Annotated in this window: 17 protein-coding genes; all 17 read left to right on the top strand. The window is 30.0% G+C overall.

Translation table 11 applies throughout. The features are described 5' to 3' along the window. Window positions 1-8 precede the first annotated feature (8 nt). The 17 genes from ACAG39_02585 (at window position 9) to ACAG39_02505 (ending at window position 16,512) form a co-directional block, all read left to right on the top strand. Window positions 9-2,153, top strand: coding sequence for an ATP-dependent helicase (locus ACAG39_02585; protein MEZ0536120.1), 2,145 nt, complete (start codon window positions 9-11; stop codon window positions 2,151-2,153). A 5-nt stretch (window positions 2,154-2,158) separates the two neighbouring features. After that, the gene (locus tag ACAG39_02580; protein ID MEZ0536119.1) at window positions 2,159-2,605 is read left to right on the top strand and encodes a divergent PAP2 family protein; all 447 of its coding nucleotides are present in this window, start codon (window positions 2,159-2,161) and stop codon (window positions 2,603-2,605) included. 652 nt (window positions 2,606-3,257) lie between these two features. Beyond that, entirely contained in the window at window positions 3,258-3,797 is a 540-nt protein-coding gene (locus ACAG39_02575) for a hypothetical protein (GenBank protein ID MEZ0536118.1), read from the top strand. A 25-nt stretch (window positions 3,798-3,822) separates the two neighbouring features. Beyond that, entirely contained in the window at window positions 3,823-5,673 is a 1,851-nt protein-coding gene (dxs, locus tag ACAG39_02570; GenBank protein MEZ0536117.1) for a 1-deoxy-D-xylulose-5-phosphate synthase, read from the top strand. Then, entirely contained in the window at window positions 5,670-6,470 is an 801-nt protein-coding gene (locus tag ACAG39_02565; GenBank protein ID MEZ0536116.1) for a TlyA family RNA methyltransferase, read from the top strand. Before dxs ends, ACAG39_02565 begins: the two co-directional genes overlap by 4 nt. Before the next feature lie 15 nt (window positions 6,471-6,485). Next, the gene (locus tag ACAG39_02560) at window positions 6,486-6,833 is read left to right on the top strand and encodes a hypothetical protein (protein MEZ0536115.1); all 348 of its coding nucleotides are present in this window, start codon (window positions 6,486-6,488) and stop codon (window positions 6,831-6,833) included. A gap of 6 nt (window positions 6,834-6,839) precedes the next feature. Next, window positions 6,840-7,253, top strand: a complete 414-nt coding sequence (locus ACAG39_02555) for an ATP-binding protein (GenBank protein MEZ0536114.1) — start codon at window positions 6,840-6,842, stop codon at window positions 7,251-7,253. Between the two features lie 29 nt (window positions 7,254-7,282). After that, the gene (locus tag ACAG39_02550; protein ID MEZ0536113.1) at window positions 7,283-8,605 is read left to right on the top strand and encodes a [Fe-Fe] hydrogenase large subunit C-terminal domain-containing protein; all 1,323 of its coding nucleotides are present in this window, start codon (window positions 7,283-7,285) and stop codon (window positions 8,603-8,605) included. Further along, window positions 8,602-8,931 (top strand): DRTGG domain-containing protein, encoded by a 330-nt coding sequence (locus ACAG39_02545; GenBank protein MEZ0536112.1) that lies wholly within the window; start codon window positions 8,602-8,604, stop codon window positions 8,929-8,931. Before ACAG39_02550 ends, ACAG39_02545 begins: the two co-directional genes overlap by 4 nt. Window position 8,932: 1 nt before the next feature. Then, the gene (locus ACAG39_02540; protein MEZ0536111.1) at window positions 8,933-9,619 is read left to right on the top strand and encodes a PHP domain-containing protein; all 687 of its coding nucleotides are present in this window, start codon (window positions 8,933-8,935) and stop codon (window positions 9,617-9,619) included. A gap of 111 nt (window positions 9,620-9,730) precedes the next feature. Continuing rightward, on the top strand, window positions 9,731-10,213 hold the full coding sequence (gene nuoE, locus ACAG39_02535; protein ID MEZ0536110.1) for an NADH-quinone oxidoreductase subunit NuoE: 483 nt from the start codon (window positions 9,731-9,733) through the stop codon (window positions 10,211-10,213). Window positions 10,214-10,215: 2 nt separating this feature from the next. Continuing rightward, window positions 10,216-10,773, top strand: a complete 558-nt coding sequence (locus tag ACAG39_02530; protein MEZ0536109.1) for an ATP-binding protein — start codon at window positions 10,216-10,218, stop codon at window positions 10,771-10,773. Beyond that, complete coding sequence (locus tag ACAG39_02525) at window positions 10,770-11,147, top strand: ferredoxin (protein ID MEZ0536108.1); 378 nt, start codon at window positions 10,770-10,772, stop codon at window positions 11,145-11,147. Before ACAG39_02530 ends, ACAG39_02525 begins: the two co-directional genes overlap by 4 nt. 14 nt (window positions 11,148-11,161) lie before the next feature. Continuing rightward, window positions 11,162-12,958: an NADH-quinone oxidoreductase subunit NuoF gene (gene nuoF, locus ACAG39_02520; protein MEZ0536107.1), complete on the top strand. Its 1,797-nt coding sequence runs from the start codon at window positions 11,162-11,164 to the stop codon at window positions 12,956-12,958. Window positions 12,959-12,973: 15 nt separating this feature from the next. Further along, window positions 12,974-14,713, top strand: a complete 1,740-nt coding sequence (locus tag ACAG39_02515) for an NADH-dependent [FeFe] hydrogenase, group A6 (GenBank protein MEZ0536106.1) — start codon at window positions 12,974-12,976, stop codon at window positions 14,711-14,713. Window positions 14,714-14,877: 164 nt separating this feature from the next. Continuing rightward, window positions 14,878-15,459: a nucleoside triphosphate pyrophosphatase gene (locus ACAG39_02510; GenBank protein ID MEZ0536105.1), complete on the top strand. Its 582-nt coding sequence runs from the start codon at window positions 14,878-14,880 to the stop codon at window positions 15,457-15,459. Window positions 15,460-15,480: 21 nt separating this feature from the next. Continuing rightward, complete coding sequence (locus tag ACAG39_02505; GenBank protein MEZ0536104.1) at window positions 15,481-16,512, top strand: rod shape-determining protein; 1,032 nt, start codon at window positions 15,481-15,483, stop codon at window positions 16,510-16,512. Window positions 16,513-16,519 lie beyond the last annotated feature (7 nt).

Genomic DNA, 16,519 nt, shown 5'->3' with positions numbered 1-16,519 from the left:
TAATATTAATGAAATGGCTTAAGGAATTAAATAATGAGCAGTTGCAAGCGGTTCTTTCAACCGAAGGACCGCTTCTTGTATTAGCAGGTGCAGGTTCTGGTAAAACAAGAGTTATAACTTATAGAATTGCTTATATTTTGAAGATGGGATTAGCAAAACCACATAATATTTTATCAATTACTTTTACAAATAAAGCAGCTGATGAAATGAAAGAAAGAATAAAAAATATTCTTGGTGATTTATATCAAAATGATATGTGGATTTCGACATTTCATTCTGCTTGTGCAAGAATATTAAGAATGGAAAGTCATAATATTGGTTATGATAACCAATTTGTTATATATGATATGTCCGATAGGGATTCATTAATAAGAGAATGTTATAAAATTCTCAATATTAATGAAGATTTATTAAACATTAAATATGCATCAAAGAAAATAAGTGATCTTAAAAATAATATGGTTTTACCAGACGATTTTTTACAAACTGTTCAAAATCATAAAGATAAATTACTTTATGAAATATATTATTTATATAATAAAAGACTGAAAGAAAATAATGCAATGGATTTTGATGATTTACTTTTGAATACTGTTAGGTTATTTTTAAATAACGATGATATTTTAAGAAAATATCAAGAAAAGTTTAGATATATTCTAGTAGATGAATATCAAGATACCAATCATATTCAATTCTACTTAATATATCTTCTTTCAAAAAATCATCAAAATATTTGTGTTGTTGGTGATGATGACCAGAGTATTTATTCTTTTAGAGGTGCAGATATAAAGAATATTCTTGATTTTGAAAATGTTTTTCCTAACTGTAAAGTAATAAAATTAGAACAAAACTATAGATCAACAAAAACTATATTAACTGCAGCAAATAATCTAATTAAAAATAATACTTATAGAAAAGATAAAACATTGAAGACAGATAATCCTGAAGGTAAACATATAAATATTTATGAAGCATTTGACGAAAATGACGAAGCTAATTTTGTTTGTGAATCAATTAATAATCTATTTAAAGATGGAACGAAATTATCACAAATTGCTGTTTTATACAGAACAAATGCTCAATCTTTAGTTTTTGAAAAAGGATTAGCAGCTTTAGGGATACCCTATAAATTAGTGGGAGCTTATAAATTTTTCGATAGAAAAGAGATTAAAGATATTATTGCTTTTTTGAGGGTAATACAAAATCCAAAGGATAGCTTAAGTTTATTAAGAATAATTAATATTCCCAAAAGAGGTATAGGCAATGCAACAATTGAAAAAATCAGATCACTTTCAATGCAAAATGGTATATCTATTTATGAATTAATAAGTGGTCAGATATTAAATCAACTTGATAAAAAGGTTCAAACAAAATTGTTAGACTTTATTCAACTTATTGAATATTTGAAAGATGTTTCACATAATGAGAATGTTAGTAGTCTTATTAAAATTATACTTGATAAAACAAAGTACCTCGAATTACTGACTCAAAGTAACTCAGAAGAAGATCAACAAAGGATAAAAAATATTGAACAACTTATTTCTTTTGCAGCTAATTTTGAAGAAAGCAATGAAGATAAATCACTTGATAACTTTTTAAATTCAATAACATTAATAAGTGATTTTGACCAAGAAAATAGTGATGAGAGAGTCTCTTTACTAACAATACATGCTGCTAAGGGATTAGAATTTAGTGTTGTTTTTTTAGTAGGTTTAGAGGAAGGATTATTTCCTTCAGTTAGAAGCTATGATCTAAATGAAATTGAAGAAGAGCGAAGATTATGCTATGTTGCACTTACAAGAGCTAAAGAAATGCTTAATATAACTTATGCAAAATACAGGCGTAACTATGGAAAATTAGAATATCAATTTGTATCGAGATTTTTATCTGAGATACCAAAAAGATTAATAAGCGAAGTAAAATCTCCTATTGGTAACAATAGAAATTTATCAGATAATAATTTATTTAGTGAAAATCAAAAATGTAATTCTGAAAATCCCTTATCACAGGGTGATATTGTTGAGCATGCTAAATTTGGCAAAGGAAAAATAATTAATATATCAAAAGACTTGTCTGAGATTGAAGTAGATTTTGAAAAGTATGGTTTAAAAAGACTATTACTAAACTATGCAAACCTTAAAAGGATTGGTTGATTTTGATGAGAGGAATATTGATAGATATTTTTTCAAATAAGGCATTACAAGCTGGTATTTTATCGTGGTTTATAGCTCAATTTATAAAAATATTAATTGTTTTAGTAACAGAAAAGAAATTTGATGTTACAAGATTTATTGGAGCTGGAGGAATGCCCAGTTCACATTCTGCTTTTGTAAGTAGTTTGACAACTGTAATTGGTATTATTGATGGATTTAATTCTTCTAATTTTGCTATCTCATTAACATTCGCTTTAATAGTTATGTATGATGCTGCAGGGGTTAGAAGAGAAGCTGGAAAGCAAGCACAAACACTTAATTATCTTATTGAGAGTTTTTTCTCCACTTATATTAAACATGACCCTAAATTAAAGGAACTAATAGGTCATAAACCAATAGAGGTTTTTGCAGGTTCAATTCTTGGGATTGTTATTGCCTTATTACTGGTTTGACTTAAAACAATCTCAATGATACAATAATAATTACGTAAATTAGGGATAGGGTGATGCAGTATCCTAGTCAGAGAGGCTATTTTCGAAGGCGGGCCTAAAAATCCGCTAAAGGGCATACCGATGAAGTTCCTGGTTTTGGCTTCTGACGCCCAGTTAGGGGTTGAAGCTGGGAGTAAGGATTAAGGGAGTTTTGCAATGGCATGCAAAATAACCCCTTTTTCCGTGGAGGCTAGTGTGATATAAGCACATTAGTTAAACCTACCACCAGGTACAGTGTTGCTTGGGGTAGTGTAGCCTGCCTTGAGCGAAGTAGACGGATAGCAAAGTTTGTAGCCTGAAAATAATTTGGGCCCAATTGTTTTTAGGTGATTTTGCTTGAAATCTATTTTGCAAAAGAGGCTAGAAAATAGACCCTCTGTTGAGGAAAGCTCCTAGGCTGTGCATTTTTGCGTCATATAGGGGATTAAAGTGTGGTCTAAGTGGTGATCTGGTTGTGTGATGGGCGACCTCACATCAAGGTTTTTAATGGGAAACCGCCTATTGGCGACGATAGGTAAACCTTGGGGAAATCCTACCAGACCTAAAGCCGCAAAATTTATCCTTTATGATATCACCCTATCCTTTATTTATTTACATGGAGGATAAATATCAGATGAGTAGAAAAAATGGTAAAAATAATAAATATACAACCTGGGTTATAACTCTTTTTATTATATCCTTTTTAATATCTGCTGCTCTTAATTACATTTCAGCAATTGTCACTAATAAATTATCTATTTTTGTTTCATTTGTTAGCTTAATTATTGTTATTATTATTGGTATACTATTTGATATAATTGGGATAGCTGTAACAGCTGCAAACGAAATACCTTTTCATTCAATGGCCTCAAAGAAGGTTAAAGGTGCAAAAAATTCAATATGGTTAATAAAAAATGCAAGTAAAGTATCATCAATATGTAATGATGTAATAGGTGATGTTTGTGGCATATTAAGCGGTTCTATATCAGCTGGTATTGTATTTTTTATTTCAAAAAATAATAATATTAATATAGTACTTTTTTCTATATTATTAACTGCATCAGTAGCTGCAGTGACTATATCTGGTAAATCTATTGGGAAATACTTTGCTATATCAAAAAGCCATGAGATAGTAAAAATTGTTGGAAGCATTATTAGCATTTTTATAAAATAAATTAATTAAGCAAGAAGGGATACAGTTGAGTTTGTTAGATAAAATAGATAATCCACAACAACTAAAAAATTTAAGCACAAATGATCTAAATAAATTATCAGATGATATAAGAGATTTCATAATAAAAAATGTTTCAGTAACTGGAGGACATTTAGCTGCAAACCTTGGTGTAGTTGAACTTACACTTGCACTTTTATATGTTTTTAATCCACCTAAAGATAAAATTGTTTGGGATGTTGGACATCAGTCATATATTTACAAAATTTTAACAGGTAGAAAAGATAAGTTTAATACGCTTAGAAAATTTGGAGGATTAAGTGGATTTCCTAAAAGCAAGGAAAGTGTATATGACCATTTTGATACTGGACATAGTTCTACTTCTATTTCAGTTGCATTAGGCTTTTCAATAGCTCGAGATTTGCAAAATAAGGATTATAATGTAATTGCAGTTATTGGAGATGGAGCTTTAACAGGTGGATTAGCATATGAGGGCTTGAACAATGCTGGCAGATACGATGGGAAATTAATTATTATTCTTAATGATAATCAAATGTCAATATCTAAAAATGTTGGAGCTATTTCGAGGTATTTAAATTTAATAAGAACAAGAAGAAGATATTTCAAAATTAAAAAATTAACAGATAATGTTTTGTTAAGAATTCCATTCGCTGGAAAGAGCTTAGCAGACTTATTTCATAAAATAAAGGGTGGTATTAGATATTTATTCTTACCAGGTACTTTTTTTGAGGCAATGGGTTTTGAATATTATGGACCTATTGATGGACATAATATTTCGAAACTTATTGAAATATTTGAAATAGTGAAAGAAATCGAAAAACCTGTTCTTATTCATGTAGTTACACAAAAAGGAAAAGGATATCAACATGCTGAGATGTATCCAGAAAAATACCATGGTGTCCCTCCATTTGATATTGAAACAGGTAATCATTATAACCAAACTAATCATAAAACTTATTCAACAGTTTTAGGAAATACATTAATTGATTTAGCTAAAGAAAACGATAAAATAGTAGCAATAACTGCTGCTATGCCTGAAGGAACTGGATTAGACAAGTTTGCACATATCCATCCACAACGATTTTTTGATGTTGGTATAGCTGAAGAGCATGCAGTAACCTTTGCTGCTGCTTTGGCAAAAGAAGGGATGAAACCTTTTGTTGCAATATATTCAACCTTTTTACAAAGATCTTTTGACCAAATAATTCACGATGTTTGTATACAAAATTTAAATGTTACATTCTGCATAGATAGGGCTGGTATTGTAGGTGAAGATGGTGAGACGCATCATGGCAGTTTTGATATATCATATTTATCATTAATCCCAAATATGACTATAATTGCACCAAAAGATACTGATGAATTTAAATACATGTTACATTTTGCAAATAATTATAAAAATGGTCCTTTAGCAATACGATATCCAAGAGGATATAGTAATAAGATTGGTATTTGTAGTAAAATTGAGTTTGGCAAGTGCGAAATAATTAATTATGGCTGCAATGGACTAATTATTTCATTAGGAAAACATGTCTCAATATTATATAATATTATCAAAAATGAAAATTTAGATTGGACATTAGTAAATATTAGATTTTTAAAACCTATTGATGAGGCTATTTTTGATTTAATAAAAAAATATGAAAAAATATTAATTGTTGAAGATAATAGCATTATTGGTGGTATTGGAGATAGAATAAAATCGATGTGTATTGAAAAAGGGATTTACAAACCAATTAAACATGTTGCAATACCAGATAATTTCCAGCCACATGGCAATGTTGAAGAAATATATAGATTAATAAATTTAGATTATGATAATTTAAAAAGAATTATTTTGGAGATGAATCAAAATTGAAAAAAAGGATCGATACTTTAATATTTGAGAAAGGTTTGATTGACTCAAGAGAAAGGGCAAAAGCATTAATTTTATCTGGGAATGTATACGTAAATGGACAACGAATAGATAAACCTGGAGAGAAAGTTGATGAAGATGCTGAAATAATCATTAAGGAAGGATTAAAGTATGTTAGCCGTGGTGGATATAAGTTAGAAAAAGCTATTAGTTTTTTTAATATTGATGTAAAAGGTTTAATAGCAATGGATATTGGTGCTTCTACTGGTGGTTTTACAGATTGTTTAGTTCTAAATGGCATTAAAAAAGTATATGCAATTGATGTTGGCTATGGTCAATTTTCTTGGAAACTAAGGAATATGCCAAATATTGTATGCATAGAAAGAAAAAATATTAGGTATCTTCAAAGGGAAGAAATAAATGATGAAATTGACTTGATTGTCTGCGATGTATCTTTTATTTCACTTAAGTTAATTTCACAAAAGATTAATGAATTTTTAAAAGAAAACGGAATAGCTATTTTATTAATAAAACCTCAATTTGAAGCTGGCAAAGAAGAAGTAGGTAAAAAAGGTGTAGTTAGGGATAAAAAAATTCATGTAAGAATAATCAATGAAATTGTATCTCATTATTTGGATTTAGGTTTTTCTACAAAAGGACTAACACACTCACCTATAAAAGGTCCAGAAGGCAATATTGAATATTTACTTTATATTGAAAAAGAAAAAAGTGAAACTTATTTGGACTTTGAATATATTGAACAAATTGTTAACAATGCTTTTAATGAGTTGAATAATTAATTTGGAGGTTTTTATATGAAATTATATGAAATTAAGAGATTACTTAATTGTAAAACCTTTTATGAAAATGAACATTTGCTTAATGAAGAATTCTTAAATGCATGTGGCAGTGATTTAATGAGCGATGTTTTAGCTTTTGTGAAGGAAAAAGTAATATTATTAACAGGATTGATTAATCCACAAGTTGTTCGAACGGCTGAAGTAATGGATATAAGAGCAATTGTTATTGTTAGAGGCAAAGAACCCACATTTGATATGATTAAATTAGCCCGTGAAAAAGATATAGCTATACTTAGTACTGACTATCCGTTATTTAAAGCATGTGGAATTCTATATTTTAATGGGTTAGGTAGAGAGGAATGATACATAATGGAGCTAGTTTTAGAATATGACGTTAAAGCAGGTGACTTTTTTAGTGCTGGTGAAGCTTCAAGTAAAATAAAAGACACATTAAAAAAATTAGGATTCAATCCAGAAATAATAAAAAAAGTAGCAATAATTACTTATGAAGCAGAGATGAATATTGTAATACATTCTGTTGGTGGAAAAATAATTGCTAAGATATCAAAGGAACAGGTAGAAATAACTGCCCGAGACTATGGACCAGGAATTTTAGATTTAGAACTTGCTATGACAGAAGGATATTCAACAGCGCCAGAAGATATAAGGAACTTAGGATTTGGTGCTGGTATGGGACTTCCCAATATGAAGAAATATTCTGATTACTTTAACATAACATCATCTGATCACACTATTGTAAAGATGATTGTTTTAAATGAATAAATTTTTTCTTAGAATAGGAAGTGACTTAAATGTCAAACAACTATTTTCACTCAATAACATTAGATAAAGAGAAATGTATGGGGTGCACCAATTGTATAAAAAGATGTCCGACCGAAGCTATTAGAGTAAGAAATGGTAAGGCACAAATTATTGAAGAAAGATGTATTGATTGTGGTGAATGTATTAAGGTTTGCCCTTACCATGCCAAAGTTGCTATAACAAATAGTTTAGATGAGATAAATAAATTTAAGTTTAAGATAGCCTTACCAGCACCCACTATATATTCTCAATTTAAAGAAAAGGATATAAATAAAATTATTCATTCATTATATAGCCTTGGTTTTGATTATGTTTTCGAAGTTGCCATCGCAGCAGAAATTGTATCGCTTTGGACAAGAGAAATAATTAAAAGTAATCATATTAAAATGCCAATAATTTCTTCAGCTTGTCCTGCTGTTGTAAGATTAATACAAATTAAATTTCCTAATTTAATTGAAAATATTTTACCATTATCTTCACCAATGGAATTAGCTGCTAGGATTTCAAAAGAGTATATATCACAAACTAAAAATATAAAGATAAATGATATTGGTGTATTTTTTATTTCACCTTGTGCTGCAAAGATGACATATATAAAGAATCCAATAGGATTTAACAAATCTTATGTTGATGGAGTTATTGCAATTAAAGATATTTACCTTAAAATGCGAAATCTTATGAAAAAAAGCGAAAGTATTGAAAATAAAATATCAGATGCAAATCCAACAGGTATATTATGGGCAGCTTCAGGCGGTGAAAGTTTAGCTTTAGGTATTGATGAATATGTTAATGTAGATGGAATACATAATGTTTTGAAGGTATTAGAAGAGATTGAAAATGGAAAAATGGAAGATATTAAATATTTTGAAGGGCTTGCATGTATTGGTGGATGTGTAGGTGGACCATTAACTGTAGAAAATTCTTTTGTTGCCAAAAATAGAATAAAAGCATTATCCTCTAAGTATAAAAAGGAAAAATCTTCTAATATATATTATAATAATATAAATTATAATAATTATTTATTTGAAAAGAAAATTTTCTCAAATCCAGTGTTGGAGCTTGATTCAGATATTGTAGAAGCAATGAAAAAATATGAAAAAGCAAATGAAATAGTTAAAATACTACCAGGGCTTGATTGTGGAGCATGTGGTTCACCAACATGTAAATCTTTAGCTGAAGATATTGTAAGAGGACAAGCAAATGATACTGATTGTATATTTATTTTAAGAGAGAGTATAAAACAATTAGCAAATAAAATGCTTGAATTATCTAATAAATTACCTCCATCTTTAGAAAGTGAGGAGAAAGAATGATTTCAATATCTAATTTAAAAAAATATTTTGAGTTAGAAAATGGAATTGAAACTGATTTATCTTTTAGAAATATCTACATAGGTGATGTCTTATCGCTTGCTATTTCTCAATTAAAAGAAGACAGCCTGTGGCTAACAATGCAAAATAATATTAATGTTTGTGCAGTTGCTGTATTAAGAGAAGTAAAAGTAATTCTCATTACATCAGGGATAAAACCTGATAATAATCTTCTAACAAAATCAATACAAGAAAATATTCCTATTTATACTACTAATTTAGATCATTTTCAGGCAATTAAATTATTGATAAAGAATGAGGATTTGTAAGATGCAGCTTAGCTATGATCTACACATACATTCATGTTTATCACCTTGTGCTGATGATGATATGACACCTAATAATGTAATAAATATGTGCAAAATTAAAGGTCTTGATGTTATTTCTATAACAGATCATAACTCCACAATAAATTTAGATAGCTTTATAAATACTGCAAAAAAGATGGATATTATTTTCATTCCAGGTGTTGAAATAGAGACTCAAGAGGAGATACATGTTCTATTATATTTTAAGGATATATCAATAATTAACGAGTTTCAAGATTTATTAGATAGTAAACTAAAAAAAATTCCTAATCATAAAGAAATATATGGTAATCAATTCATTGTTGATGAACAAGATAATATCTTGTACGAGTATAATGATTTACTTTTACAGCCATTAGATGTTTCAATTGATGAGTTATTTAATATTTCAAATTTTTTTGATATGCTTTTTATTCCAGCTCATATAAATCGAGAATCTTATGGATTAATAGGAAGGTTAGGTTCGATTCCAGAATATATTCTATTAAATAATATTTTTGAAATATCTCATAACCAAGAAATAGACGTTAAGAATTTTATTAAAAAAGATTCATTGATTTTTAAGTCTTCTGATGCACATAGGTTATGGGAAATAAATGAGAGGGTTAATTTTATTGACAGTAGTATACTGTATACAATATTTTTTTAAACTATTTTGTTAAAAAAATATTTATTTACTCTTTAAACTATGTTACAATAATAACGATGTCTTTTAATCATGAATGTTAATTTTATAACAATATAGAAAGGGGAATAAAGGATGAGCTGTTGCCAAGGAAAAAACCTAACAGAAGAAAATTTTAAAAAATTAGACGAAATAATTGAAAAAAATAAAAATAGAAAGGGAGCACTGATCCCTGTTCTACATGAAGCACAAGAGCTTTTTGGTTATTTACCTTATGAAGTTCAAAAAAGAATAGCATTAGGATTAAATATACCAATGGCCGAAGTATATGGTGTTGCCACCTTTTATACAAGATTTACTTTAAAACCAACAGGAGACCATAAAATCAGTATTTGTATGGGTACAGCATGTTATGTTAAAGGTGCAGATAAACTATTAGATAGATTAAAAGAAAAGCTTAAAATTGACGTTGGTGAAACAACTCCGGATGGAAAATTCTCAATTGAAGCTACAAGATGCTTGGGTGCTTGCGGTCTTGCACCAGTTCTTGTTATTGATAATACTGTCTATGGGAAGTTAGTACCTGAAGATCTTGATGGTATTTTAGCAAAATATTAATTATGAATGAATTATCATTAAATATTCTTGATATTGTTGAAAATTCTATTTCTGCTGGTGCAAGCATTATAGAAATTGAAATTTATGAAGATACAGTCAGTGATATATTAAAGATAAATATAATAGATAACGGATGTGGTATTCCTAAAGATAAAATAAAGCATGTTTTAGATCCTTTTTATACTTCAAGGAAAACACGAAGAGTTGGCTTAGGTTTACCATTAATAAAACAGGTAGCAAATGATTGTGGTGGAGATATTAAAATTGAATCAGAAAAAGGACATACATGTGTTAGTATTTGGATGAAGTATTCTCATATAGATAGGCCACCAATTGGAAATATAACAGATACTATTATTACAATTTTGGTTTCAAATAACAATATTGATTTAATTTATAAGCATTATTATAATGACAAAAACTTTAGTTTTTCAACAATTGATTTAAAAAAAGTATTAGGTGAGCAAGTACCTTTAAATATTCCGATAGTTATTGAATTTATTAAAAAAGAAATAAATGAAGGTTTAGCAAATTTATACGGAGGTGTAAGAAAATTATGATTAAATCCTTACAAGAATTAGAAGAGATTAGAAAAAAGGCTTTAGAAGACCTTGAATTTAGAAAACAAAATGGTGAAGGTATAAGGATTGTTGTTGGTATGGCTACTTGTGGTATAGCAGCTGGTGCAAGACCAGTTATGCTTAAATTTGTTGAAGAGGTTCAAAAGAGAAATTTACAAAATGTAACTGTTGTTCAAACTGGATGTATTGGAATGTGCAAATTAGAACCTATTGTTGAAGTATACGAACCTAATAAAGAAAAAGTTACTTATGTAAAAATGACACCAGAAAAGGCAGCAAGGGTTGTTGCTGAACACATAGTTAATGGGAAACCAGTTAATGAATACACAATAGGTGTAGAAGAAAATCAATAAAGGAGGTTATATTAATGCCAATCTATAGATCACACGTTCTTGTTTGCGGTGGGACTGGATGTACTTCAGGTGGGTCAGATAAAATATATGATTCTTTAATTAGTGAAATTGAAAAGAATGGATTAAATAATGAAATACAAGTTATAAGAACAGGATGTTTTGGACTTTGTGCTGAAGGTCCAATTGTAATAGTATATCCAGAAGGAGCTTTTTATTCAAAGGTAGAAGAAAAAGACGCAAAAGAGATAGTTGAAGAACATTTATTAAAAGGAAGAATAGTAAAAAGATTATTATATAAGGAAGCAATTGAAGAAGAAAAGATTAAATCATTAAATGAAGTTAAATTTTATCAAAAACAATTTAGAATTGCTCTTAGGAATTGTGGTGTAATAAATCCAGAAAATATAGAAGAATATATAGCTTATGATGGATATAAAGCATTAGCAAAAGTGTTAACCGAAATGACACCAGAGCAAGTTATTGATTATATAAAACGTTCAGGACTTCGTGGTAGAGGTGGCGGTGGATTTCCAACAGGTCTTAAATGGGAGTTTGCAGCAAAAGCTCCGGGTGATATTAAGTATGTTGCATGTAATGCTGATGAAGGAGATCCTGGTGCTTACATGGATAGAAGTGTTCTTGAAGGTGATCCACATTCAGTTATTGAAGCAATGGCAATTGCAGGATATGCAATTGGAGCTAAACAAGGATATGTTTATGTTAGAGCTGAATATCCATTAGCTGTTCAAAGATTAGAGGTTGCTATAAAACAAGCAAAAGAATATGGATTATTAGGAAAAAATATTTTTGGTACTGATTTTGAATTTGATTTGGAAATAAGACTTGGTGCAGGTGCTTTTGTTTGCGGCGAAGAAACTGCTCTTATGACATCAATTGAAGGCCATAGAGGTGAACCAAGACCAAGGCCACCATTCCCAGCTATAAAAGGTTTATGGCAAAAACCAACACTACTTAATAACGTTGAAACATATGCAAATGTTCCAGTAATTATATTAAAAGGTCCGGAATGGTTTGCAAGTATTGGTACTGAAAAGAGTAAAGGTACAAAAGTATTTGCATTAGTTGGAAAGGTTAACAACACAGGACTTATTGAGGTTCCAATGGGTACAACTGTAAGAGAAATTGTTGATGATATTGGTGGAGGTATTCCTGGTGGTAAAAAGTTTAAAGCTGTTCAAACAGGTGGTCCATCAGGTGGATGTATACCTGCATCATTAATGGATACACCAGTTGATTTTGATTCACTGACAGCTATCGGAACAATGATGGGTTCTGGTGGTATGATTGTTATGGATGAAGATACATGTATGGTTGATATTGCAAAGTTCTTCTTAGAATTCACTGTTGATGAATCATGTGGTAAATGTCCTCCATGCAGAATTGGTACACGTAGAATGTTAGAAATATTAAATAAAATTACTAGCGGAAAAGGTACAATGGAAGATATCAAAAAACTTGAAGAACTTGCATATTCAATAAAAGATACAGCTTTATGCGGACTCGGGCAAACTGCTCCTAACCCAGTATTAAGTACTCTTAAATACTTTAAACATGAATATGAAGCTCATGTTAATGAAAAGAGATGTCCTGCTGGTGCTTGTAAAGCATTATTAAGGATAGAAATAGATAAAGAGCTTTGTAAAGGTTGCGGAATATGTGCTAAAAATTGTCCAGCAAATGCTATTACAGGACAAATTAAAAAACCATATGAAATAGATCAAGATAAATGTGTTAAATGTGGTGTATGTATAGAAAAATGTCCATTTAAAGCAATTTCAAAAAAGGCCTAAAAGGAGGTAAATCCAATGGAAATGGTTAACATAACAATAGATGGTAAGAAATATCAAGTGCCAAAGGATTACACAATTTTACAAGCAGCAAGAGAAGCAGGAATTGAGATACCAACACTATGTTATTTAAAAGGTATAAATGAAATTGGTGCTTGTAGAATGTGTGTTGTTGAAGTTAAAGGAGCAAGAAGCCTTCAAGCTGCATGCGTTTACCCTGTATCAGAAGGAATAGAAATTACTACAAATTCTGAAAGGGTTAGAAAAGCAAGAAAGGTAAATCTTGAACTTATTCTTTCAAATCATGATAGAAGTTGTCTTACATGCGTAAGAAGTGGCAACTGTGAATTACAAAAGCTTTCTGAAGAACTTAATGTAAAGAATATTAGATTTGATGGAGAAAATATTAAAAGGCCTCTTGATGAAATGTCACCTTCAATAGTAAGAGATCAGAATAAGTGTGTACTATGTAAAAGATGTATCAATGTATGTAGAAATGTACAAGAAGTTGGAGTTATTAATGCAAACTATAGAGGTTTCAAAACAATAATTTCAACAGCATTTGACAAGAGCTTAAATGATGTTGCTTGTACTATGTGCGGTCAATGTATTCAAGCATGTCCTGTTGGAGCATTAAGAGAAAAAGATTCAACAGATTATGTTTGGGAAGCATTGGCTGATAAAGATAAATATGTTATTGTACAAACAGCTCCATCTATTAGAGTTGCTTTAGGCGAAGAATTCGGATTGCCAATTGGTACAAGAGTAACAGGTAAAATGGTAACAGCTTTGAAAAAGCTTGGATTTGACAAGGTATTTGACACAGATACTGGGGCAGATTTAACAATTATGGAAGAAGGAACAGAACTTTTATCAAGATTAAAGAATGGTGGTAAACTTCCATTAATAACATCATGTTCACCTGGATGGGTTAAATTCTGTGAACATTATTTCCCAGAATTTTTAGATAATCTATCTACATGTAAATCACCACATGAAATGTTTGGAGCTATTTTAAAAACATACTATGCTGAAAAAATGGGTATTGATCCTGCAAAGATATATGTGGTATCAGTAATGCCATGTACAGCTAAAAAATACGAAGCTCAAAGAGATGAGCTAAAAGCTTCTGGTTATAACGATGTTGATGCTGTTTTAACTACAAGAGAGTTAGCAAGAATGATAAAAGAGGCTGGTATAGATTTTGTTAACCTAGAGGATAGCAATTTTGATGATCCAATGGGTGAAGCCTCAGGTGCTGGTGTTATTTTCGGCACAACTGGTGGTGTTATGGAAGCAGCATTAAGAACTGTATATGAAGTTGTAACGGGAAAATCTCTTGATAATGTTGAGATTTCTGCTGTTAGAGGATTGGAAGGAATAAGAGAAGCAGAGATTGATCTTGGTGATAAAAAGATTAGAGCTGCTGTTGCACATGGACTTGCAAATGCAAAAAAACTATTAGAGATGGTCAAAAACGGTGAAAAGCAATATGAGTTTATTGAAATAATGGCATGTCCAGGTGGTTGTATAACAGGTGGAGGTCAGCCAATTGTTCATTCTAAGATTAAAGAAAAGATTAATGTAGCTAAAGAAAGAGCTAAGGCTATATATGATGAGGATAGATCATTAAAGATAAGAAAATCTCATGAAAACCCAGCTGTTAAAAAAATATATGAAGACTATCTTGGTAGTCCAAATAGTGAAAAAGCTCACCATATTCTTCATACACATTATGTAAAGAGGGATTTATATTAATTTTAAAAAAGCTGATGTTATATTCTTTGTAGCATCAGCTTTTTTTATGTAGAAAATGATTAATAATTATTTTTTTTGAACATTTTAAATGATATAATAAAATATCGGATATGCTATTATTTTAGAAAAAAAATATTTTGAAAGGGGAATTAATATACAAATAAATGAAAAAATTAGTTTTAGCTTCTGCGTCACCAAGAAGAATATCATTGTTAAAGCAATTTAAAATAAAGTTTGAAGTAATACCATCAGATATAGATGAGGTATTTGATGAAAGCCTATCACCTGATATGGTCGTTAAAAAATTAGCAAAAGAGAAGGTACTAGACGTTTCGAAAAAAATCAATTTTAATGATGTTATTATTATTGGGGCAGATACTATTGTTTATATAGATAATAAAATTCTTGGTAAACCTAAAGATAAAAATGAAGCATTTGAAATGTTAAAAATGATTAGTGGTAAAGAACACATTGTATATACTGGTATGTGCCTTTATGATACTGAAAAGGATAAGATTATAGAAGATTTTGAAGCTACAAAGGTATATATTTCTCATCTATCTGATGAAGAGATAATAAAATATATTGAGACTGGTGAGCCTTTAGATAAAGCAGGTGCTTATGCAATTCAAGGATATGGTAGCTTAATTGTTAAGTCAATAAATGGTTGCTATTTCAATGTAGTTGGCTTACCATTATATAAGCTTAATAAATTATTAAATGTTTTTAATATAAAATTGTTATAATTTTTAGAAAGGAGAATAAAAATGGGAATTTTTAATTCATTTTATAGAGATTTAGGAATAGATTTAGGTACTGCAAATACATTAGTTCATTTAAGAGGGAAAGGAATTGTTGTAAACGAACCATCTGTAGTTGCAGTTCAAAAGGATACAGGTAATATTTTAGCTGTTGGTAATGAAGCAAAAGAAATGATTGGAAGAACACCAGGTAATATTGTAGCTATAAGACCATTAAAAGATGGTGTCATTGCTGATTTTTATACTACACAAATAATGTTAAAATATTTTATTGAAAAAGCATATAAAAAAACTATGTTTGGACTTTATCCTAGAATAGTAATATGTGTTCCTTCTGGTGTGACTGAAGTTGAAAGGAGAGCAGTTGAAGAATCAGCTTATAAAGCTGGTGCCAAAGAGGTATATCTTATGGAAGAACCTATGGCAGCAGCAATTGGAGCTGGTTTACCAATTGAAGAGCCATCTGGTAGTATGGTTGTTGATATAGGTGGAGGAACAAGTGAAGTAGCAGTAATTTCACTTGGTGGAATTGTAACTAGTAAATCACTTAGGATAGCTGGAGATGAATTTGATGAAGCAATTGCTTCTTATATAAAAAAAGAATATAACTTAATGATTGGTGATAGGACTGCTGAAGAGATAAAAATAAATATTGGTTCAGCTTATCCTTTAAATAGTGAAGAATGGTTTGAAATTAAGGGCAGAGATTTAATAACAGGACTACCAAAAACTGTTAAGATTTCATCCTCAGAAATTAGGGAAGCATTGAAAGAACCAGTTATGGCTATTGTTGATTCTATCAAGCAAACACTTGAAAAGACACCTCCAGAATTGGCATCTGATATTATGATAAGAGGAATTATGTTAACTGGTGGGGGAGCATTACTAAAAGGACTTGACAAGCTAATAAAACAAGAAACTGGTCTTCCAGTTAATATCGCTCAAAGTCCTCTTGATTGCGTTGCTCTTGGGGCTGGTAAAGTGCTGGAAGAAATTGAGACATTAAAAAAAGTGGTAATTAGTGGGAGGAGAAAATAACTTAGGA

The sequence above is a fragment of the Caldicellulosiruptoraceae bacterium PP1 genome (genome assembly GCA_041320695.1).
GTDB lineage: Bacteria > Bacillota > Thermoanaerobacteria > Caldicellulosiruptorales > Caldicellulosiruptoraceae > JBGGOQ01.
Note: the sequence above shows the minus strand (reverse complement) of the source record. Positions and strands in the feature narration are given on the sequence as shown.